The sequence below is a fragment of the Halogeometricum sp. S3BR5-2 genome, from assembly GCF_031624635.1.
GTDB lineage: Archaea > Halobacteriota > Halobacteria > Halobacteriales > Haloferacaceae > Halogeometricum > Halogeometricum luteum.
In genome coordinates this window covers 355,179-376,579 of sequence record NZ_JAMQOQ010000004.1, presented here as the reverse complement: position 1 = coordinate 376,579, position 21,401 = coordinate 355,179, and the positions used below count along the sequence as shown (strand labels likewise).

General features: G+C 59.0%; 16 protein-coding genes and 1 pseudogene. 5 read left to right on the top strand and 12 right to left on the bottom strand.

Annotated elements, in window-relative coordinates; translation table 11 throughout:
• Window positions 1-18: 18 nt before the first annotated feature.
• The 3 genes from NDI79_RS16400 to NDI79_RS16390 form a co-directional block, all read right to left on the bottom strand.
• Complete coding sequence (locus NDI79_RS16400) at window positions 19-444, bottom strand: cupin domain-containing protein (RefSeq protein ID WP_310929698.1); 426 nt, start codon at window positions 442-444, stop codon at window positions 19-21.
• A gap of 207 nt (window positions 445-651) precedes the next feature.
• Window positions 652-2,025 carry an aminomethyltransferase family protein gene (locus tag NDI79_RS16395; protein WP_310929697.1) on the bottom strand — a complete coding sequence of 458 codons (1,374 nt, stop codon included), beginning with the start codon at window positions 2,023-2,025 and terminating at the stop codon, window positions 652-654.
• Window positions 2,026-2,516: 491 nt separating this feature from the next.
• Window positions 2,517-3,176, bottom strand: coding sequence for a helix-turn-helix domain-containing protein (locus NDI79_RS16390; protein WP_310929696.1), 660 nt, complete (start codon window positions 3,174-3,176; stop codon window positions 2,517-2,519).
• Between the two features lie 451 nt (window positions 3,177-3,627).
• On the opposite strand from NDI79_RS16390, the gene NDI79_RS16385 reads away from it, so the two are divergent.
• A complete protein-coding gene (locus NDI79_RS16385) occupies window positions 3,628-3,795 on the top strand; it encodes a hypothetical protein (protein WP_310929695.1) in 168 nt (55 codons plus the stop codon).
• Between the two features lie 139 nt (window positions 3,796-3,934).
• On the opposite strand, the pseudogene NDI79_RS16380 reads toward NDI79_RS16385, so the two are convergent.
• A pseudogene (locus tag NDI79_RS16380) lies at window positions 3,935-4,207 on the bottom strand (primase-associated protein); the annotation flags it as partial.
• Window positions 4,208-5,390: 1,183 nt separating this feature from the next.
• Here NDI79_RS16380 and NDI79_RS16375 point away from each other — a divergent pair.
• Complete coding sequence (locus tag NDI79_RS16375; protein WP_310929693.1) at window positions 5,391-5,669, top strand: hypothetical protein; 279 nt, start codon at window positions 5,391-5,393, stop codon at window positions 5,667-5,669.
• 110 nt (window positions 5,670-5,779) lie between these two features.
• Here NDI79_RS16375 and NDI79_RS16370 read toward each other — a convergent pair whose 3' ends face one another.
• The 4 genes from NDI79_RS16370 to NDI79_RS16355 are packed head-to-tail and all read right to left on the bottom strand — an operon-like array spanning window position 5,780 to window position 10,056.
• Window positions 5,780-6,946: an ABC transporter ATP-binding protein gene (locus tag NDI79_RS16370; protein ID WP_310929691.1), complete on the bottom strand. Its 1,167-nt coding sequence runs from the start codon at window positions 6,944-6,946 to the stop codon at window positions 5,780-5,782.
• Window positions 6,933-8,012 (bottom strand): ABC transporter ATP-binding protein, encoded by a 1,080-nt coding sequence (locus NDI79_RS16365; RefSeq protein ID WP_310929689.1) that lies wholly within the window; start codon window positions 8,010-8,012, stop codon window positions 6,933-6,935. Before NDI79_RS16365 ends, NDI79_RS16370 begins: the two co-directional genes overlap by 14 nt.
• A 3-nt stretch (window positions 8,013-8,015) precedes the next feature.
• Complete coding sequence (locus NDI79_RS16360; RefSeq protein WP_310929687.1) at window positions 8,016-9,059, bottom strand: ABC transporter permease; 1,044 nt, start codon at window positions 9,057-9,059, stop codon at window positions 8,016-8,018.
• On the bottom strand, window positions 9,046-10,056 hold the full coding sequence (locus NDI79_RS16355) for an ABC transporter permease (RefSeq protein WP_310929686.1): 1,011 nt from the start codon (window positions 10,054-10,056) through the stop codon (window positions 9,046-9,048). The genes NDI79_RS16360 and NDI79_RS16355 overlap by 14 nt, the downstream gene beginning before the upstream one ends.
• A 359-nt stretch (window positions 10,057-10,415) precedes the next feature.
• Here NDI79_RS16355 and NDI79_RS16350 point away from each other — a divergent pair, with 359 nt between their 5' ends.
• The 3 genes from NDI79_RS16350 to NDI79_RS16340 all read left to right on the top strand — a co-directional run bounded on the left by NDI79_RS16350 (window position 10,416) and on the right by NDI79_RS16340 (window position 15,942).
• On the top strand, window positions 10,416-12,257 hold the full coding sequence (locus tag NDI79_RS16350; RefSeq protein WP_310929684.1) for an ABC transporter substrate-binding protein: 1,842 nt from the start codon (window positions 10,416-10,418) through the stop codon (window positions 12,255-12,257).
• Between the two features lie 1,583 nt (window positions 12,258-13,840).
• Entirely contained in the window at window positions 13,841-15,301 is a 1,461-nt protein-coding gene (locus NDI79_RS16345) for a YjiH family protein (protein WP_310929682.1), read from the top strand.
• A 152-nt stretch (window positions 15,302-15,453) separates the two neighbouring features.
• On the top strand, window positions 15,454-15,942 hold the full coding sequence (locus NDI79_RS16340) for a DUF3237 domain-containing protein (protein ID WP_310929680.1): 489 nt from the start codon (window positions 15,454-15,456) through the stop codon (window positions 15,940-15,942).
• A 151-nt stretch (window positions 15,943-16,093) separates the two neighbouring features.
• Here NDI79_RS16340 and NDI79_RS16335 read toward each other — a convergent pair whose 3' ends face one another.
• From NDI79_RS16335 to NDI79_RS16320, 4 genes are read right to left on the bottom strand one after another with little or no spacing between them, the layout of a single operon-like run.
• Entirely contained in the window at window positions 16,094-17,716 is a 1,623-nt protein-coding gene (locus NDI79_RS16335) for a long-chain fatty acid--CoA ligase (RefSeq protein ID WP_310929679.1), read from the bottom strand.
• A gap of 1 nt (window position 17,717) precedes the next feature.
• A complete protein-coding gene (locus NDI79_RS16330; RefSeq protein WP_310929678.1) occupies window positions 17,718-18,203 on the bottom strand; it encodes a Zn-ribbon domain-containing OB-fold protein in 486 nt (161 codons plus the stop codon).
• A complete protein-coding gene (locus NDI79_RS16325) occupies window positions 18,200-19,390 on the bottom strand; it encodes a thiolase C-terminal domain-containing protein (protein WP_310929677.1) in 1,191 nt (396 codons plus the stop codon). The genes NDI79_RS16330 and NDI79_RS16325 overlap by 4 nt, the downstream gene beginning before the upstream one ends.
• Before the next feature lie 47 nt (window positions 19,391-19,437).
• Window positions 19,438-21,381: a 3-hydroxyacyl-CoA dehydrogenase/enoyl-CoA hydratase family protein gene (locus NDI79_RS16320; RefSeq protein ID WP_310929676.1), complete on the bottom strand. Its 1,944-nt coding sequence runs from the start codon at window positions 21,379-21,381 to the stop codon at window positions 19,438-19,440.
• Between the last annotated feature and the right edge of the window lie 20 nt (window positions 21,382-21,401).

Here is a 21,401-nt window from a genome sequence, read left to right as displayed (position 1 = left end):
CCGGGGCGTCGGCTCGCCTCAGCGGGTCTCGTCTACGCTACTGGTGTCGTCCTCGTCGTCACCGTCGGCGACGACGTAGGCGCCGAAATCCTCGGCGGTGCCCACCGGCGGTGCGCCGAGTGCGAGCCAGACCTGCGTCGACTCGCCGGTGCGATTACAGAGGTTCCTGACGACGTCCTCGCCGACGCGGACGACGCCGCCCGCCGGGACGGCGTGCAGGTCCCCTTCGATTTCGATCTCCCCACCAGTCATCGCCACGAACACCTCCTCTTGTCCCTCGTGGGTGTGGGGCGTGGCCACCTCGCCGGGGTCGACGAACACCTGGTTGACGCGTAGTTCGGTCGCTCCGAGGGGTTCGGTGAGCATTTTGACCTCGGTCTCGCAGGTCTGAAACGACGTTTTCGATACGTCCGTCGGGTCAACGATCGCGAAGTCGTCCCCCATATCGGTCGAGTGGGCCACGCCCGCCAAAGGCGTGCCGGGCGAGCGCGACGTTCTGTTTCTCGGCACCTCACGCTGGTCGACATCCGACTCAGTCCGCACCGAGCGCACCCGGGTCCCGCGGCTCACGGTCGAAAAAGAGAAAAGTGGACGGCCGGGCGATGTCGGTTCCGCGTCGAACGCGGCGCGGGTCGCCTCGGTCTCGCTCGATCAGTCGTCGCTGGCTTCCTGCGCCGCGCTGAGTTTCGCCTGTTCGCGGGCGCTCGGGTTGACGGACTCCTTGAACGGAACCTCGGCGACCGTGGCGTAGACGGGTTCGTCGCCCTCTTCGGAGTACTCTTCAGGGAGGTGCACCTCGAACTCGATGTCGAGGTCCTCCTCGTAGATCTCGTCGTTGAGTTCCGCTCCGGTCTCGTTCTGGAGTTTCTCCGCGGGAACGAACCCGAGGCCGATGTTCGTCTCGAGTTCGGGGTTCCACCACGGCGACGTCATGTACCCGCACTCCTCGTCCGTGTCGGGGTCGGAGACGATCCAGAAGTCCGGCGCGTAGTCGCGGATCGGTTCGCCGGCCATCTTGAGGCCGACCATCTTGAGGTTGAACGGGTACTCGCCGCTCTCGATCTGTTCTTTCTGCTCCTCCAGCGCCTCCTTGCCGATGTAGTCGCCTTCCTTGTCGTCGGGAACCTGGTACCCCAGATTCACCTGGAACGGCGAGGTCTCGTGGTCCATGTCTTGGCCCCACGAGAGGATCCCGGCCGCGATTCGGCGGTGGTGACCCGGGGCGATCTGCATCCCGCCGTGCTCTTTGACGGTGTCGAGCACCGGGTCCCAGACGCGTTCGGCGTTCTCCATCGCGTCCTTGACGTAGATCTCGAAGCCTTTCTCGCCCGAGAATCCGGTCTGACTCACCAGCACGTCGCAGCCGTTGATCTCGGCGTCCATCAGACCGTAGTAGGCGATCTCGCTGACCTCCTCGCCGACGACGTCGATCATCACGTCCTCGGAGAGCGGACCCTGAATCTGCATCGGGGCGACGTCGATCTCGTCGATCTCGACGTCGAAGTCCTTCCCGACGTTGACGCCCTGCAGCCACTGCATGAGCGTGGAGTCCGAAATCGAGAACCAGAACTCGTCGTCCTCGACGCGGAGCAGGATCGGGTCGTTGAGAACGCCGCCGTCCTCGTTGCAGAGGATGACGTACTTGCCCTTCATCGTGTCAATTTCGGTGGCGTCACGCGTGATGACGTAGTCGGTGAGCGCTTCGGCGTCCGGTCCCTTCACGCGAATCTGCCGCTCGACGGCGACGTCCCAGAGGGTGACCTTCTCGGTCAGCGCCTCGTACTCGGCCATCGCACCGCCCTCTTCGGGCTCGACGAGGCCGCGCGGGTGGTACGTTCGGTTGTACACCGTACAGCGCCAGGCGCCCTCCTCGTTGAACGACTTGTCGAAGAACGGTGACTTCCGCACGCGGGTCGAGACGAGCATCTGGATACCCGGGTCGCCGCTCTGGCGGAGGTTTCGTGGCAGTACGCGGTCCGACTGGTCGACACCCGGATGGTTCGGGTGTTCGGCATCCTCTGTCATAGCACTCAATCCAACAGGGTAAACCTAGATAAAAGACAGTGTTGAACACGTCTGTCCTTTATATCCCCTCCGGGGTATTCACCCCCTTCAACGGCCGCATCGAGCGTGATGCGGCGTCGGGAGATACGGTGGCTCCGCCCGTCGCAAATCGCCCGACTGGGAGCTTCGACCGTTACCGAGCGAGCGGACGACTGGAACGATGCGGCGATTCCGCTCGGCGTTCTTCGTCCGGAAGAACAGTGGGTAACCACCGGAACACAATCTTCACAGAGAGCCCGCGGTCACTGTCGTTCTTCGGTACGAACCTCCGGCCGTCGCCGTCTTCGGGTGCAGGAATCAGAGTCCGGTACGTGATGGAGACAATATCGCTCGTTTCGGCCATAGATGCGCTGTCGCTCCGCTTTCGGTGTACCGTGAACGGAGTCGAGAGAAGCGGCGCGGAGCGATTCCAACCGGTTCGGTGGTCGTAGCTCCTCTCTGAGCGTCGTCGTTCACTCTTCGTCTTTCGGTTCGGCGATCGTCGCGGCGATGAGGTTCCGCATTCCACGCCGAAGTCGACCACTCATCGCCGTCGACGACAGTCCCATCTCCTCGGCGACTTCGGTCAGCGACATGTCTCGCGGTTCCTGAAAGTGCCCTTTCTGGTAGGCAGTTCGGAGAGCGACCCGCTGTTCGAGGGTGAGCCCGTACGAACTTTCGCCTCCCGCGCTCTCGTTTCCGTAAATTTCGATTATCTCGAGCGAAATGTCGTTCTCGCGGGCGTACTGCCACACCGAGTTGAGCGCCTCCTTGTCGGGGAGAAGGAGCCGAACGAGCCAACCGTTTCCCTTGGTCTCCGTGTGGGCTAAGAAGCCGTTGACGTCCGTTACGACGGCGCTGATCAGTTTCGTTCCGTCGGCGTGCTCGATGTAGTAGATGCCGCTCCCGTCCTCCCAGTCGACGAGTTTGTAGCTCGCGACCGTCGGATCGTCGTCCAGCGCTCTCTCTAGTGACGCCCGGTCGTCGCATTCGACGAGGAAGGGAAAGACGGTCGTCCCGGGATTGGTCGTTCCTTGAGAAATAACTCTGATCTTTATGTCGTCGAGGGCACGTAGCGTCGGAACGAGCGCGAGTCGGTCGTGTCTGATGTGGATTTTAGCAGTTATTGACATTGGCACGATTCTCTCTCGGGTGGGTGGGATCGCTCGACCACCTGAACCCCGGTTACAGCCTCGATACCTCCAGTTTTTTCGGATATGGATGCTTTTCCGTACATAGTTCTGTGAGTACTAGGGTGAATATATACTTATATCCTAAATGTTGTTTTTAGGGCAACAATTGCCGGTGGACGAGGAGGAGAATCTGCCGTAGAATACATCGATCGAGGTACGGAATCGGGGTATGTTACCTCTTGCAACGACGCAAGTGTTGACGCGGAACTGTGGAATGAACGGAAAGGCCCAACTCGCAGTCACACCGGAGCATCCCGTGCCTGTCGACTGTCCGAAGCCGTCGTTTGTCCATTAGTCCATCAGGAACAATTACACAGATTCTTTCATACTAAATAGCCCGAAGTTGTACGTGCTAGCGGCTAAGGAGGGACAACCGTAAGTGGTAGTTGCGATGAGCGAACTGACCAAGCCCGGCGCAGACGTGAGTGAGAAGGAGAATACGAAGTTCTATCTACCTGCGGCAGCGGTTTCGCCCGATTTCGAGTGCATCGGCGACGTCGTCGGCGACGTACTCGACCTCCACGGAGTGGTGCTGATTCCTGACACGTACGACAAGTAGTAGCTCTTAGAACAGTCTCAGCCGTTTGGCGGATAGGATTGGTCGAGGGGCCAGTATTTCCAGTGAACGATTCTCATATACCCGATAGATCCCTCTATCTCCAACTTAGTGAGAACACGAACCAACAAATGGCGGAGGGAGGCTTCTTCTCGTGTAGCCGCTCCTCCATATTCGCCATACAGGGGAGTTCGAAGAGATCCTCGATCTCTCGAACTCCGATTTGTTCAGCGCCGGTTCCAGCTGGCTCGGTCCGATACGTACTGACACGCCCGTCGCGGTCAATCGTGACCGCCAAATGGGACTCGTGGTCGGCCAGCGTCTTCGCGAGACTGCTCGGACTCGATATCCAATCCGTCACAGATAATTCCCAGTCGTCCTCGGCCTCAGACGCCTCGATCACTCGATAGAGCTCACCGAGTAAACGACGGTCAAGGCGGGCGCAGTGACAGGGTCGGTCCAGTCGCAGCAGGGAATACTGACGTCTTCGGTGGTTGCTGATCAAGACCTCATTCTTGGGAAGAGGAATGCGCCGTCAGAGTCACAGCATGTACCAGTTACATATACAGAATTTGAATAAGTGGATTCTTTATTCGGAGGATGTAGGTCATTACTTCATATGGGAATATAGATATAAACGGCACCCGGTGTAAATTGTTAACTAATATTTTGAGACGCCGTTCTCTACTGTCGGTTAAGACAATTGCGAGATTTTACTGACTCGCTTATAGAATCATACAGACCTAACTAGGGTCAAATGTATTCTTATACCGAACTTGCATTAGAATCTCTGTTTCGCTTGAATACTCTCTGACTTTATAGGTGGGTGCAGAAAACAAAACCATATTTTCTAGTATGTTTCTATATATCGGGGCTATAGAAATGAATTTGGGGCGTCTCTATCCGAAACCTATGGCGACCATACTAGTTGTCCATCTTGTATGAAAGAGGAAGATGCGAAACGCGACGGACTGTTACAGCGACGCCGAGAAGGTCCTTCACTGAACCGTTCAACGTGGCTGTTGAATCGTATAAGCCTTAGTGCAGGATGAGGACGAGATTCCCATCAAATCGGTAGCTATCACTCAGATGGTGAACAGATCATGGGATAGTCACCCCAGCCACAACCCTAAGATTAGTCGTGAGGCGGTAAATGAAGGTGCGTTGCCACTCTGCTGTAGAATCCGATTGAACGAGGCTTTTGATTGTACTATTCCGGGAGATAATTGAGATAAACGAGTGAGGAACAAGCAACTAACCATCGGGTAACTGAAATACTGCTAGAGAAACTAAAGATGTAGCACCGGTTGGAAGCTGTTGACCTCAGACTGAACTAGTCTGCCCATTGACTATTGTTCTCGTGCGTAGAATCCTATCTGGCTTAGAATTACACAACTAGTATTGTAATTTCCGTGAATGGAGACGGATTTTGGATGCAGAAACGGAGAGTTCGTTCTCACATTCAGAACACGCTCGGTATCCGTGCTGATGGGATGTCGAAAGCTGTCGACTCTACAGGCTTGGTGGGAGTTTGAGAGCTGAGATCGGCGGAGACATGTGAATTAAGAGGGTTGACGCACAGATACGGATGAATACTAATGTCAGGGTCAAGTTGGTCATGGGAGGAGTTCTGGGACGTTATGGAGAGCTTCAGCTTTCTCTGGTTCGGCATCGCAGTTGCTGACCTACTGTTTGGTCTACTTGCCATCGTCGCGTTAGCTGTGGCCTCTCTCGATCCCTCTGACCCCGGATACGTCGTCGTAGTTCTTGACCTTGTACTAGTCGTCGTGACGTTGATCCCGGTCTCGTTTGTGCTCTATCGGCTCAGACAACGGGAAATCGAACGCGCAGAGCGTCAATCGTGGGATAAAAGGTGACCTGGTCGGCGGTGTTCAGGCCGCTCAATGAAAGACTCGAACTCGCTCCAAGATACGGACTGTCCTTCCCCTTCCCGCTATCACAGGAAGAGAGATTGAATTAGAGGCAGTCAGTTATCTCTCTGTCTCCGATCGCGACTGTCTCCCTCGTCTTTCAGGAATTCCTCGGGATCAGGAGCCTCTTCGACTCCCTCAAGCGGTGGAGTGTGCCAGTAGTCGTGGCTCTCGTCGTAGACACGGAAACACGCCGCGGCGTAGTCGTTGTTCGACTGTTCGGCTGCCTCTTCCAACGTCGGTTCCTGTTCAACGCACGCCTCGTGCGCCTGTGGGCATCTCGTGTGGAATCGACAGCCGGATGGCGGGTTGACGGGATCGGGGATGTCGATATCACGAATCGGAGGTTCCGAGACGTCCGTCGCGCCGTCGGTGAGGTCCGGCGTGGCCCACCGGAGTACCTTCGAATACGGGTGTTGTGGAGCGCTGAGTACGCGCTCAGTTCGCCCGATCTCGACCATCTGACCTAAGTACATGATCCCGATTCGACCCCCCGTCTTCTTCGTCAAGTACCGGGCGTTGGAGAGGTTGTGGCTGATGAACAGGAACGAGGTGTTGAACTGCTCTTGGAGTTCGAGCAGCAGGTCCATCATGTCGACTCGGAGACTCACGTCGAGTGCACTGACCGCCTCGTCGGCTAGAATGAGGTCGGGATTCATCAGCAGTGCGCGGATCAACGCGACTCGCTGTTTTTCGCCACCACTCAGTTGATGTGGGTAACGTCCCGCGTAATCGGCAGCGGGCTTCATGCCGACGCGTTCGAGCATCCCGTAGATACGCGCCTCGCGGTCGTCGGTCGACATGTCTGAGTACCACGTTTTCAGCGGACGTTCGAGTGTGTTCAGTACCCGTCGATTGGGGTTGAGCGAACTCCCGGGGTCTTGGTGGATGATCTGGAGCGCCCGGCGGATGTTCCCAAACGGGATCTCTGCACCCTTCCCGTCGTCGCGTGCTTCCCAGATGTCCTGCCCTCGGTACTTGACGCTCCCCTCGGTTGGTCGCTGAAGTCCAATAGCGGTCTTGCCGAGTGTGGTTTTCCCACATCCAGACTCGCCGATGAGCGCGACCACGTCGTTCTCGTAGATGTCGAGGTTCACGCCGTTGACAGCTTGGACAGTCTCGGTCTCGGAGAAGAACCCGCTCTCTGTTTCGAAGTGAACCTTAACGTCCTCCAGTGAGACGACCACGTCACGGTCGTCGGGAGTGCGGTCACTCCCGCTCATCGTAGTGCACCCCCTCAATGTGAAGCGGGATCTCCTCTGGGACCTTATCGGTGTAGTGACAGGTCGCCTCGTGCGGTGCGTCAGGTTCGTCAGACGGTGTTGGTCTCATTGCGGGGTCGGATTCGATGCAGTGCTCGTCCGAGAGCGGACAGCGAGGGTGATACGAACAGCCGTCGGGGACGTTCACCGGATCCGGGCTCTCACCCTCGATCGGTTCCATCTCCTCGACCGGTGTGTTGAGATTGGGCGTCGAGTTGATCAGCGCGCGTGTGTACGGGTGACCACCACTGTTGATCACCTTGTTCGCGGGTCCGATCTCACAAAATCCGAACGCATACATCACCGCGATACGGTCGGCGAGTCCGGACGCGAGTTCGAGGTCGTGTGTGATGAATACCATCGTCAGATTGTACTCCTTCTGCAGATCGGATAGCAGCGCGATAATCGACCGCTGCATCAGCAGGTCGAGTGCGGCCGTCGGCTCGTCCATCACCAACACCTCCGGTTCGAGGATCAGGGAGAGTGCTATCAACGCGCGCTGTTTCATCCCGCCCGATAGCTCGTGTGGATACGAACTGAGCACGCGATCGGGGTCAAGATAGACATCGGAGATGAGTTGGCGCGCGCGTTCCATCCCCTCTCCCTTCGGCACGCGATGTGCCTTCAGCGTCTCTTCGAAGTGGTCCCCGATACTGATCGTCGGGTTCCACGAGTCCATCGCGCCCTGGAACACCATCGCGATGTCTTCCCAACGCATCTGGCGGAGTTCCTCCTCGGTCTGGTCGAGTACGTCGATGGTCTCACTGCGCTCGGGATAGTACTGGATGTCACCCATCGTGAACCCCGGTTCCGGGACCGCATCGAGCAACGCGGAGGCGAACATCGACTTGCCCGACCCCGACTCGCCGACGACACCGAGGATCTCGCCGCGCCTGATGTCGACGTCGACGCCGTCGAGTACGCGCGACTCTCCCCGGTCGAGGTCGTACGACACCGAGAGGTCGCGTGCCGTGACGATCGTATCCTCTTCCGATGCTGTCGTCTGCTGTGAGTGGTGTGTTCTCATGAACTAGAACATCCCCTGTGTGGTATCTTCGTCGTCGCCCGTCGTCGCTTTCATCCCCTTGCCCTCGCCCGCGTGACGGGCGCGGACGCGGGGATTGAACAGTCGGTCGGTACCCTGTGCGAACAAGATTAGTCCGAGCACGAGCAGGATAACCGTGACCATCGGGAAGATCAACCAGTACGCCGTCTCCGCGGTGTAGAGCGCACCTGCAGTCGTGTACGCTCGGTTCATCATGACACCCCAGTTCGGACCCGACGTGGGGAGCAGGCCGAGGAAGTAGAGCGCGACCGATGCAAAGATCACGTTCCGTCCCGCCTGAATGAAGTTGACCACGACGTAGGGCATCAGATTTGGAAGGATGTCTTCTCTGATGATGATGAACGTCGGAACGCCGATGGTCCGTGAGGCTTCGATGTACGACTCCTCTCGAAGGGTGAGTACCTGCGACCGGATCGAACGTGCCAGCCCAGCCCAAGCGTTGATCGCGAGAACGATCCCGATCACGAGCGGATTCCGCGGTTGGAGCAGTACCGAGAGAACGATGACGAGTGGCAGGCCCGGAATCGTCATCGCGATGTCCGTGATCGTCATCAGCACGCTGTCGACGGTACCGCGCTTGTATCCCGAAACAGTACCAACGGCCACTGCGAGTATTGTCGAGAACACTGCGCCCGCGAGCACCATCTGGAGCATCCACGGCGTCGCGTGGACGATCTGGGCCATGATCCCCCGTCCAACGTTGTCGGTCCCGAGCGGGAACTGCCAGCTCTCGAACGGCCCGATGAAACGTGTCCCCTCGCCGATCGTTGGCGGATCAGTGAGCAGTACCCCGACTGTCCCCATCAGGATATACGCGATCAGGATGGCAGATCCGACTCGGATACGCCAGTCCCCCCACGCAATCCGGCATGACGCGAGTACCCACGTCTCGAACCACTGACGGTACCGTTCCGACCGTGTCCGCTCGATCTCCGATTCGACCTGAAACAGCGAATTTTCACCCTCTTCCGGCTGATTGTCGTCGTCGGTCGTTTCAGTATGACTCATTGCCTTCCCCTCCGGCTCGCGGGTCGATGTAGCCGTACGTCACGTCGGCGATGAACACACCGATCGCGACGGTGATGGTGATGACGAGGAATCCGCCCATCATCAGCGGATAGTCGCGTGCCCCGATTGAAGTGTAGAGGTAGTACCCGACGCCGGGGTATCGGAAGATCTGTTCGAGAATAACTGATCCACCGAAGATGAATCCGATATTGATCAGTAGTCCCGTGTACATCGGGAGAATCGCGTTCCGACCGACGTACCACAGGGAGATCCGCCGTGAGGGCAGTCCCCGCAACTCGGCAACACGGAGATAGTCCTCTCCGAGGATACGGATACTGTTGCCACGCATACTGAGCGCCCACCCGCCGAAGCCGGTGATAACTAGCGAAACGATCGGTAGCGCCGCATGGTGGAACACGCCGGCGATGAAGGGGTAGTTGAACCCGACTACCGTCGACTGAGTCATCCGTCCGCCGGTCGGGAACCACTCCAGCTGGTAGCCGAGTACGTACACGAGAAGGATCCCGGCCACGTAGTAGGGGATCGAGTTGAGCAGGATACCCGCGAGAGTCCCACCGAGGTCGACCCGCTCCCCCTCGTGGTACGCCATCACGGCACCCAATCCGACGCCGACGACGAACATCAGGAATAGCGACGTCACCATCAGTAGGAGCGTCCACGGCAACGCTTGGGCGAGAATCTGCGAAACCGGGTCGTTGTACACGACCGACCGGCCAAAGTCCCCGCTCGCGATTTCGATTACGTAGTCGATGTACTGTGACCAGAGCGGTTGGTCGGGATTGACGTTAGTGTACGCCTCCACGAGTTGGTTGATCTGTTGGGTACTCACTTGACCGCCAGTCGACTGGATGAGTTGTCCTCGCAAGTAGTCCATCGGGCCGCCGGGCATCAGCCGGATCATCCCGAACGTGAGAGTAACCACGACGTATACTGTGAGTATGGCTTGCGCCAGCCTCCTAATGATACGGCTTACCATGCAGCGGTAGTTCCTGACCCGCCCATATGAACCTTCCTGATTTAAGAAAATAGATCTTGAAAATCATCATAAACACTAACATTCAAGCCTCTCTCAAACACCCGATCCAAGAGATTGGCAGACCCTGCTTCAATTCTTTTCACTCACGATAGGTTCTCCGAGGGTCAAATAGAGGCCCTCGCGCTCACCTTGATCCGATCTGTGCAGCACTCCGGTCATACTGGAGCCGCGTGTTCTGAGGACATCACTGACTGTGCCGACAGTACGATCCACGGCGATGAATCGTGGAAGTACACGGAGAGTAGCATGTCGATACTTTCCCGGAAGATTTATCTATATCATTGTCTTTAATATGTAATATGAGCGACAACGACGAGAGCGGAGAGTCTCCCGTAAGTCGAAGAGCAGTCCTCGCCGCAACTGGACTGACTGGTGTGAGCGCGCTGGCCGGTTGCTCCAGTGACACCCCCACTCAGGGGACCAACACTGGAGTCGGTGGTATGCTCAACAACGAAACTAGTACCGGCAACGCTACTCGTGACAGTGAGGGAGCGGGGAACGGCCTAATGGATCAGTCACTCACGATTCCGGGCCGATACGTCCCCACGGAACTCCGATGGAATCCCTACGCGCCGAGTAACTACGCCGAACAGGGAGGATACATGGTGTTCGACCCGTTCCTCCGGAACAATCGAAGCACGGGGGAGCTCATCCCGTACCTATTCCAAGAGTGGAGTATCGATGGAACTACCTTGACCGTCAACCTCCGTGAGGGAGACACGTGGCACGACGGTGAACCCGTAACCGCCGAAGACATTGTCACCAAGTTCACGATCGACAGCATCTTCGGTTATCCAGTCGCGGACTACCTCAACGGCGTAACAGCGGTTGATGATACCACCGTCGAGTACGAGATGGCCGATAGCTACCAAGAGCGGGTCATCATGACGACCCTCTCTCAGAGTTGGCTCAACACACCGACGAGCGAGTACGGACAGTTCGTCGAACGGTACAGTGATGATATCTCTGAAGAAGAGTTGACCACGCTGCAGGGCGACATCCAAGACCATCAGATCGAGGAGCCGGTCGGTTCTGGTCCGTTCCAGTTCGAGTCGGCGAATCAGCAGGTGCTCACTCTCTCGAAGTACGAAGATCACCCCTCGGCGGACCAGATCAACTTCCCCTACTACGAGGTGCAGTTCATGGCAGAGAATCAACAGCAGTGGGCGGCGATGAAGAACCTCACTAGTCTCGACGCGACCACAACTACGATCTTCCCGAGTCGGATCCGCGAGACACTTCCTGATGCGGTCCGCCAGTTCCTCATCCCGGCATACAACGGCTATTCGATGGCGTTCAACCACAACGACGAGGACTTCGGTCGGCGGAACGTCCGTCGGGCGGTCGCAAATGTCATCGACCAAGGGGCGATTGGGGAACTCTCCGATATCACGAAGACGGCTGTTGAAGTCCCAGCCGGCGTCGGAAGTTTTCACAACGATACGTGGAGTCAGTATCTCGGTGACGAGGCAGACTCGTTCTCCTCGTATACGAACACGGACCGGGCAGCCGAACTACTTCGACAGGAGGGGTACAGTAAGGAAGGGGGAACGTGGATGAAGCCGAACGGGGACCCGTTCGAGTTTGAGATTCCGGTCCCCGGTGGGTGGAGCGACCATGTAACGCTCACCAACGTTGTCGCACAGCAATTGTCCGACTTCGGGATCGAGGCGACCAACACCAACGTTGAGAACACGACGTTCTTCGGACAGTACTGGGGACCGACGAACTTCAAGATGTGTCCGTGGTTCTGGAACAACTCCGGGCAGACCGCTCCCTTCTTCATCCAGTCGTGGTTACTCAACAGCGATACCGTGACGAATTTGGGCTTCCCCGAAGAGCCATCAGTTCCACCGCTCGGCGACCGCAGCGGGGAGACATCTCCGTTTGACACCACCGGGAAGCTCCAGGAACTCGCCACGGTGACCGAACAGAGTCGACGAGAACAGCTGATCAAAGAGCTAGGGTGGGCAGTAAATCAATCGCTACCGATCTATCCCATCGTCGAGGACCAGTCGCAAGCGTTCTGGGACACTAGTGAGTGGGACGTTCCGGACAAGGAATCCGACGTGCTCTACGTACAGTCGCATTACTACTGGTTGCCCCGTGTCGGCGCTGTTAGCGCCCGTCAACAGTCCTAACTGGCATCGCGAGTAAAACTTCAGATCGAGGTAGGTCCGGTTGTACGCACCACAGAGTAGAGTATCACTATATCTCGTCCTGCGAACACTACTTGGGAGACTTACCCGAGAGATGGATTGGCTCCGTCCGCTCGTACTGGATAGCATTCACTGCATCCCCACGTCCACCGATTCCCAGCGCAGTTACGAGTCGGTGCATACCTGACAGCATCTTGATAGGCAGCACTCGAAGCTGTTGACCTCGCACGTCCTTCAAACAGTGGCGAGACGCTTCGTGTCTCGTTCGCACACTATCTCTAAGAGACGCCCATCAGAGCGTTCGCGTGGCTGCTGTACTCAATTTGGGAGCCGCCAGTCTCCTGCAGGTCAAGTTGACCAGGGAGTACGAACACCCACCATTGCGAACAGCAAACACCGTTCTCACGCTGTTGAAGAGGCAGATGGGAATCGGATAACCGTTTGTCCAGGATAAGTGACCGCTCGGTGAGCAGCGACGGCGCTGTCTAGTCGATGGCTTTTGATCGCGAGTAGTTGGGATACCGGAATAAGATCTCGTTGAACTCAAGATCGAAGTGTCCTTCCTGTGGAGAGAGACGAGTTCTTGAGCGTGTCGTGTTCATCGTCTCGTAGTGGCTGCAACTCCTCAATCTCGCAGAACTGTCTTTCGACGGATCGCCCACCGATCGTACGTTGAGTGGCCGATGTACAAGTCGACACTACTGTACGACCGACACTCGCGGACCGGACTGGAGTCGATGTTCGCACCGTCTCAGACACCGGATTCGGCCATGATGCTCAGATACCCGTCGAATTTGAAGACAGTATAGGATAGATTCCTTCGATTTGGCCTAGCTAGTAACTAGATAATGTCATGTAAGTATATTCCGCGCCAAAGTAAGATTATAGATGGGAATATAAGTATAGAATTACTTCGTCTAGTCGTAGAACTAACCCTTCCGAACGGAGAATGGCGTGTCTCCACCTACGCCGGCGCGACAACCCTCCCTCCGAGTATCCCAGTAGCGAGGATTCTAGCCCAGTTGCGTCGTCCTCTCCTGCGGATATCTCGAACATCAACGCTCTCAAGAGATATCTTCTCCGCTCGTGGTCCGATTTTGTCGAACAGCCCAGATTTGCATTACATACCTACATCTGTAACTTGTTCCTGTATAGGAAAGAGCGAGCAGTTACCTAGCAGGACGAAGAGACAGTCACGTTTCCGTCCGCTCCGTCAGTTCCGTGTACTGATCCGCGGTCGTCTTCTCGTTTGAAGGAGACCGAATCTAACCTGAACGATACACAATTCTACACAAGATGAGATGCCAGTCGTTCGAATATTTCGGACGAAGGGTAGGGAAGGGAAACGGGCACGGAGTGTCACCGTAAGTACTCAGAGGGGGAAGAAGAGATCGTCTGAGAAATTCATGTTAGAATCGTTCGAGGACGGTACCGGATCGGAACGCTCTCGCTGCTTCTGTCTTCTGTATCGGTTCCTCTACAAGATATCTCAGCCGTAATGGCCGCGAAATTCGCAGACGGGATATGTCCAGTAGTTTTATTATGAACAATATGGAGTCTCTCGTATGTTCGGCAGCGAGAGCTGGGAGAGCGAGGAGCACATCTCCAGCGCATCGGCTTCGACGGAGCAGAGATCGATAGACGACGTTGATTTCGTCGAGACGGGATGGCGCTCGAAGTTGAAGTTCGCTGTCGCATTCCTGACGAGTGTGTTCGTGTTCCTCTTTCCGATCGAATGGGAGGGGCGCACCACGATTCCGCTCGACGTGATGATCGGTCTCGTTCAGAGCGCGTCGATGACCGCAGTCGAGCTGTCTTCGTTCTTGCTGATCCTGGCGGGCGCCGCGTTGACGACTCTCGCGAAGTCGCACTACGGCGGCGTGTACACCGTGAGCGAACGGACGGCGTCGCGGCTTCAACTGAGTTACTGGCAGACGTCGTCGCTCTTCTGGGTGTTTCGAGTCGCGGGGGTCTTTCTCGCGGCCGGGATACTGCTGGGGATGGGTCCGGGGTGGTTGTTCTCCGATTCCGTCGTCGGGACCGCATGGAACGCGCTCGTACTCACTATCGCACTCGTCATTCCGATCGGCGCGGTATTCGTGAATCTGCTCGCGGAACTCGGCGGACTCCAGTTCGTCGGAACGCTCGCACAGCCGATCATGCGCCCGCTGTTCAACCTTCCGGGGCGGTCGGCGCTCGACAGTGCGGCGTCGTGGCTCGGGTCGTTCAGCATCGGCTACTACCTCACCCGAAACGTCTTCGACCGCGGTGGCTACAACAAGCGCGAGGTGTTCGTCATCTGCACCTGCTTTGCGACCGCGAACTTGGGAACCGTGGGAGCCGTTGCAGCAGTTCTCGGCGTTTTGGATATCTTCCCGGTCGTCGTGTTGCTCTACCTCCTCGCGAGTCTCGTCGTCGCGGGCGTTCTCGTGCGCGTGCCGCCCCTCTCGAGGGTCCCCGACGACTACATCGCGGAACCGGACCCGGAACCGAGGTTTACCGGTACGGTCAGTGACTACCTCCGATTCGCGTTCAACGAGGGCGTGCGGACGGCGAAGAACGGTCAATCGATTACGCGCGCATCGATAGTCGGTTTCGTCGACGGCGCGAAGTTGGCCGCCTCCTTCGTCGGAACGGTGCTGGCGATCGCGATGGCCGTGCTCCTCATCGAGCAGAACACCGGTTTCTTCACGTTCTTCGCGACGCCGTTCGTTCCGATTCTGGACCTTCTCGCGATCCCCAATCCACAAATCGCGACGACGGCGATCATCATCGGCGGGGCCGAGTACTTCGTCGCCGCGACGCTCGTCGTCGAGACCGACATCGTCACCAAAGTGTTCGTTCTCGTCGTGACGAGCTCTCAGGCGATTTTCTTCTCGGCGACCGCACCCATGATGGTCGACATGTTCGACGACATCCCCATCCGGTTCCGCGACCTGTTTCTCTTACTCGTGCTTCGAACCGTGCTCCTCGTTCCCGTCGCCGCCGCTCTGACTCACGCCGCCGCGGCTATCGGGCTGCTGTAAGTGACTGCAGCTACTGTCTTCCGGTACCAGGATTGTCGTGGGCGGGTCCGATCTCGGTCGCGAACTCGCTGTCGCCCGTCGTTGCTCGCCAGTATGTGACCGACGCGAAGAGAGCAGCAGTGTTTATGATGATCTGCGAAGAGACCAACGACATGGTAGACGAAACGGAGACAGATAGCGCGGACGCTCGCGGACCGACCCTCGAACACGTCTTCGATATCGACGTCGAGGTCGACGAACCAATCGAGATTGGCGACACCGGAGACGGGCAACGCCGTATCATCCCCATCACGGGCGGAACGGTGTCGGGTCGCATTCAGGGCCACGTCATCTCCGCCGGGGCGGACTACCAACTGTTCCGTACCGACCGGCCGACGGAACTGGTCGCGAAGTACGCCTTCGAGACCAACGACGGTTCCCGCGTGTACGTCGAAAACCGTGGGATTCGCTCTGCATCATCGGAGGTGAAAGAGCGACTCCGGGACGGGGACTCCGTCTCCCCGGACGAGGTCTACTTCCAGTCGACGCCGCGGTTCGAGACGTCCGACGCGGACCTCGAGTGGCTCACGCGGAACGTCTTCGTCGCCTCGGGAACCCGCCAACCGAGAGGCGTAAAACTCGCAGTCTACCGCGTGAAGTGAAGCGCCGTCGGACGTCGAATCGATTACCGGGGGAACGACCCGAGCCGTAAAAGATGTGATGTCCGATTTCGAGAGGGGGTTCGGACGTCACCCCGCGTCCGGGATACCGCCGTCGACCGATCCGCGAGCGCGGTCCCATCCGGCGTCGGCGTCACTCCTCGGTCGGAAGGGTTCCGAACTCTTCGGCGAACGACTCGCGGAGACGAACCTTGTCGAATTTGCCGGTGGTCGTCCGCGGCACGTCCTCGACGAAGATGAACTGATCTGGCAGCCACCACTTCGGGAACCGCTGTAGCAGGTGGTCGCGCAGGTCGTCCTCGGTCGCGTCGCCGTCGATAACGACGTAGGCGACGGGCCGTTCCTGCCACTTCGCGTGGTCGGCACTGATGACGACCGCCTCTTCGACGGCGTCGTGACCCATGAGTTCGTTCTCCAGTTCGATAGAGGAGATCCACTCGCCGCCGGATTTGATGACGTCGTCCACCCGGTCGACGACGCTGAGATAGCCGTATTCGTCGATGGTGCCGATGTCGCCGGTCTTGAACCAGCCGTCCTCGGAGAACGCCGCCTCGGTCGCTTCCGGGCGCTCGTAGTACTCGTCGATGAGCCACGGCGCTCGGGCGTGTATCTCCCCTTTCGACTCGCCGTCCTGTTCGACCGGTTCGCCGTCGTCGTCGCGGAGTTCGAGTCTCACGCCGGGTGCGGGGATACCGGGTTTCATGCGCAGTTGATAGCGCTCGTCCTCCGGGAGGCTCTGTGCTTCCGTCGTCATGAGCGTGTTCGCGAGATGGGGAGAGGCCTCGGTCATCCCGTACCCCTGGTAAATCGGCGCTTCGTACACGTTGTCGTACTTCCGTATGAGCGACTCGGGCGGCGAACTCCCGCCGATGAGGGTCTTCTTGAGGCTGTCGAGCACCCCCTCTTCGTCATCGCCGAGGCGCTTCTCCATGTCTATCCAGACGGTCGGAACCGCGGCCGCGACGCTCACCGACTCGCCGTCGATGAGATCGGCGATGTGGTCGACGGACGTGTGCCCGCCCGGCAGGACGAGCTTGGACCCGCAGAACGTCGCCGTGTACGGAAGCCCCCACCCGTTGACGTGGAACATCGGGACGACGGGCATCACGGTATCGTTCTCGCTTATCCCGAACACGTCCGTGTGGCTGTGCATCAACGTGTGGAGGAACATCTTGCGATGGTAGTACGGAACCCCCTTCGGCATCCCGGTCGTCCCCGAGGTGTAACAGAGACCGAACTCCGTCTCCTCGTCGATGTCCGGCCAGTCGTACTCGGTCGGGTAGTCGGCGATGAACGACTCGTAATCGACGACGGGGTCCAGCGTCGTCTCGGGCACGTCGTCGTCGAGAACGACGTATCGCTCGACCGTCTCCAGTTCGTCCGCGACGCCCTCCACCGTTTCGAGGAAGGCGGGGTCGACGAACACGAGTCGGTCCTCGGCCTCGTTTATCATGTGCACGAGGTGTTCGTCGGGGAGGCGGTGATTCACCGTGTGCACGCTCCGTTCGCTGCACGCCGGCCCGAAGTACAGTTCGTAATGCCGGTAGTGATTCGCCGCCATCGTCGCGATTCGGTCCCCCGCGTCCAACCCGCAGTCGTCGAGCGCGTGCGCCAACTGTGCGATTCGTTCGTAGGCGTCCGCGTACGTGTAACGGTGGAGAGTGTCCTTCCCAGTCTTCGTTACGATCTCTTTGTGACCGAAGCGCTCGGTCGCTCGTTCGAGGAACGTCGTGATGGTGAGTTCGTAGTCGAACATCTCACTCGCCTCCATCGCCGGTCGGCTCGAATCGGAAAAACGCGCGTTCGTGGTCGGCGGGCCCGTCGATGTCGACGATGGACAGTTCGACGGGGTCGCCGATGGACAACTCGTCGTAGTCGGCGCCGTCGATTCGAGCGCTGAGTCTGACCTCGCCGAGGTCGACGATGCCCGTCACGAACGGAACCTCGTCCTCCATGCCGAGCGGTGCACCCGCTCGGACGGTCGAGAACGCGAACAGTTCGCCGGTCTCTGGAAGACCAACGTACTCCAGCGCATCGCTGTGACACTCCGGACAAACGATTCGTGGCGGGAAGTGTATCTCCTCACAGTCCGTACACCGCGTCGTCGTGAGGTCCCCCGCTCGGAGGTTCTCGTAGAACTCCGCGATGCCCGTGTGTTCGGCCGTCTGGAGTTCGTAGAAGTCGAGCAGTCTGGGCAGCTCGATGGTATCCGGTATCTCGACGGTCCGGCGGTCCTCGCTCATGGCCGACCACGCTCCAACACCATGACGCTGTGAACGGACGCGCTGCCGCTCAGGTTGTGTATCAATCCGGTCTCCGGGTCGGGGACGCTCCGTTCGTCGGGCACCTCGCCACGGAACTGCCGGTGGAGTTCGAGCGCCTGCGAGACGCCCGTCGCTCCCAGCGGGTGGCCGCATCCGAGGAGGCCGCCGCGCGGGTTGACGCCGATATCGCCGTCGAGTTCGCTCCGTCCGTCCTCGACGAACTGTCCGCCCTCGCCCTTCTCGACCCAGCCGAGGTCCTCGTACTCGACGATTTCGCTGATCGAGAAGCAGTCGTGAATCTCCGCGACGTCGAGGTCCTTCACCGGGTCGTCGATACCCGCCTGCTCGTAGGCGTTCTCGGCGGCCGTCGTCGCTTGCGGCCAACCGGACATCGACGGGAGGTTGTTGACGGAGTTGCTCGCGAAACAGGCCTGTCCGCTTCCGGTGATGTACGTCGCCTCGTCGGTCACTTCTCGCGCTTTCTCTTCGCTCATCAGGAGGAGGCCGGCCGCGCCGTCGGTGATACCGCTGCAGTCGAACAGACACAGCGGCGGCGACAGCGGGTAGGAATCGAGCACGTCGTCGACAGTGACTTCGCGCTGAAACTGCGCGAACTCGTTGTGCGCGGCGTGGCTCTTGTTCTTCGCGCTCACCGTCGCCAGTTGCTCGCGGGTGGTCCCGTACTCGTGCATGTGGCGCTGTGCGACCATCGCGAAGTACGGCGGCGCGTTCAGCCCGTTGACCCCGTCGAACTCGCGGTCCATCACGTTCGTCATGCTCGCCTGCGCCTCCCCCCCGTGTGCCTCCGGGAGATTCATCTTCTCGGCGCCGAGAACGAGCGCAACGTCGAGTTGCCCGGCGGCGATGGCAAGCCACGCGTACCGAAGCGCGGCCTGTCCGCTCGCACAAGCCAGTTCTGTTCTCGCGATCATCGTGTCCACGTCGACGCCGATCAGCTCGGCGACCATCGGCGCGACGTGCGTTTGGAAGGCGAACCGCTCCGGCTGGACGGATCCGACGAACAGTCCTTCGACGTCCTCGGGGCCTACGTCGGGTACGTCCTCGAACGTCGCCTTACCCGCCTCCTGTATCAAGTCCTTGTACGTGGCGTCGCGGTCACCCCAACGAGTGTGACCGCCGCCGACGATTCCGACGTTTCGAGTCATGTCTCGTGTTTTGAAATCATCTTCCGTGTACTTGGTTGTTCCGTCGATCAGTTCGAGAAGTCCGGCTCTCGGTCTTTCTTGAACGCCGCGACGCCCTCCAGCATATCATCGGTCGTCGTCAGTAGTCCGAATCCTTGACTCTCCAGCGCGAGACCCGTGTCGAGGCTGGCGTTCTGTCCCTCGTTGATGACGTTCTTCGCGACTTCGAGTGCCGTCTGCGGACCGTTCTCGATGTTCGTCGCGAGTTCGTCGACGTCCGCTTCGAAGTCGTCTTTCGGAACGACGCGATTGAGAATACCCCACTCGGCCGCTTTCTCCGCCGATATCGGATCTCCCGTGAATACGAGCTCTTTCGTCCGGGGTTCACCGATGAGGCGTACGAGACGCTGGGTACCGCCGCCGCCGGGAATGAGACCGAGGTCGATCTCGGGACTTCCGAGCGAGGAGCCCTCGGAGGCGATGCGGAGGTCGCACGCGAGCGTGATTTCGAGTCCCGCACCCAGGCAGAACCCGTCTATCTTCGCGATGGTCGGCCGTGGGAACTCGTAGACCGCCTGAATCGCCTCGTCGACGTGCATAAGTTCCGTCGGTTCGGATGCGGTGAACCCCGTGATGTCGGCACCCGCCGAGAACGCGCGGTCGCCTGCGCCCTCGAAAACGACGACCGAGACGTCCTCGTCGTCGACGGATTCGAGGACTCGCCGCAGTTCGGCGAACATATCCTCCGAGAAGGCGTTGAGCCGCTCTTTCCGATCGAACACGACGTTCAAGCGCCCGTCGTCGGTCAGTTCGTGGCTGATGAAGTGATACGGACCGCCGTCGCGGTAGTCGTAGAACCCGCGACCGGCGTCTTCGCCGGTATGGCCGGCCTCCACGAGTTCGACGAGGTACTCTGCCGGCTCGTACCGTTCCGCGCCCGTCTCCCCGTGTAGCTCGCGGAGTTTTTCGACGACGATATCGAGACCAATCTTGTCTCCAGTCCGGCACGTCCCCTCCGGGAGACCGCCGCCGAGTCGCATTCCGATATCGATGTCCTCCGGGTCCGCCACGTCGTCTCCCACGAGTTTCGCCGCCTCGTTCACCATCCGGGCTTCGATGCGGAGCGTATCGACCGAGTCGCCTTCGGTGGGTTCGTAGTCGGCCCCCGACCCGGCCTCGTAGTCGTAGAACCCTTGACCGCTCTTTCGGCCCAACTCCCCGGCGTCGATGCGACGACTGACCGATTCGGGGACGGGGTCACCCCACTGCTCGCGGGTGTGTGCGAAGATGTCCAATCCGCCGAAGTCGTTGAGCTCGAACGGCCCCATCGGATACCCGCGCTTGAACGTCATCGCGGCGTCGATCTCGCTGATTTCGGACGCGTCGTCGTCGAGCATCCACGCCGCCTCGCCCATGTAGGGGGTGAGCACGTTGTTGACGACGAACTGCGGAACGTCCTTGCGGACGTAGATCGGGGTTTTGTCGAGCGATTCGACGAATTCGATCGCGGCCTCGACTACGTCGTCCCGAGTCTGTTCGCCCGAGGCGACCTCGACGAGATCCATCTTCACGGGCGGGTTGAAGAAGTGAAGGCCGCAGCATCGTTCCGGCCGGTCGGTCGCCATCGCGATATCGCTCACGCGCAGGCTAGACGTATTCGTGGCGAGGATCGTCTCCGGCCCGGCCGCGGCGTCGACGTCGGCGAAGACGTCTCGTTTTATCTCCAAGTCCTCGGGAGCCGCTTCGACGACCAAATCGGCGTCCTCGACCGCGGCGTCCAGTTCGGTGGTCGTTTCGATTCGGGCGAGGACGCTGTCGGCCTCCTCGTCGAGTTGCCCTTTCTCAGCTAACTTGTTCAGGCTCCACTCGATCTGTCCGTACCCCTCTTCGACGATATCTTGCTCGATGTCTCGCATCGCCACGTCGTAGCCGGCGAGTGCGGCCACCTCGGCGATTCCGTGGCCCATACTACCGGCTCCGAGGACTGCAACGGTCTCTATCTCGATAGCCATCACCCCAAAGCTTCGCCCCC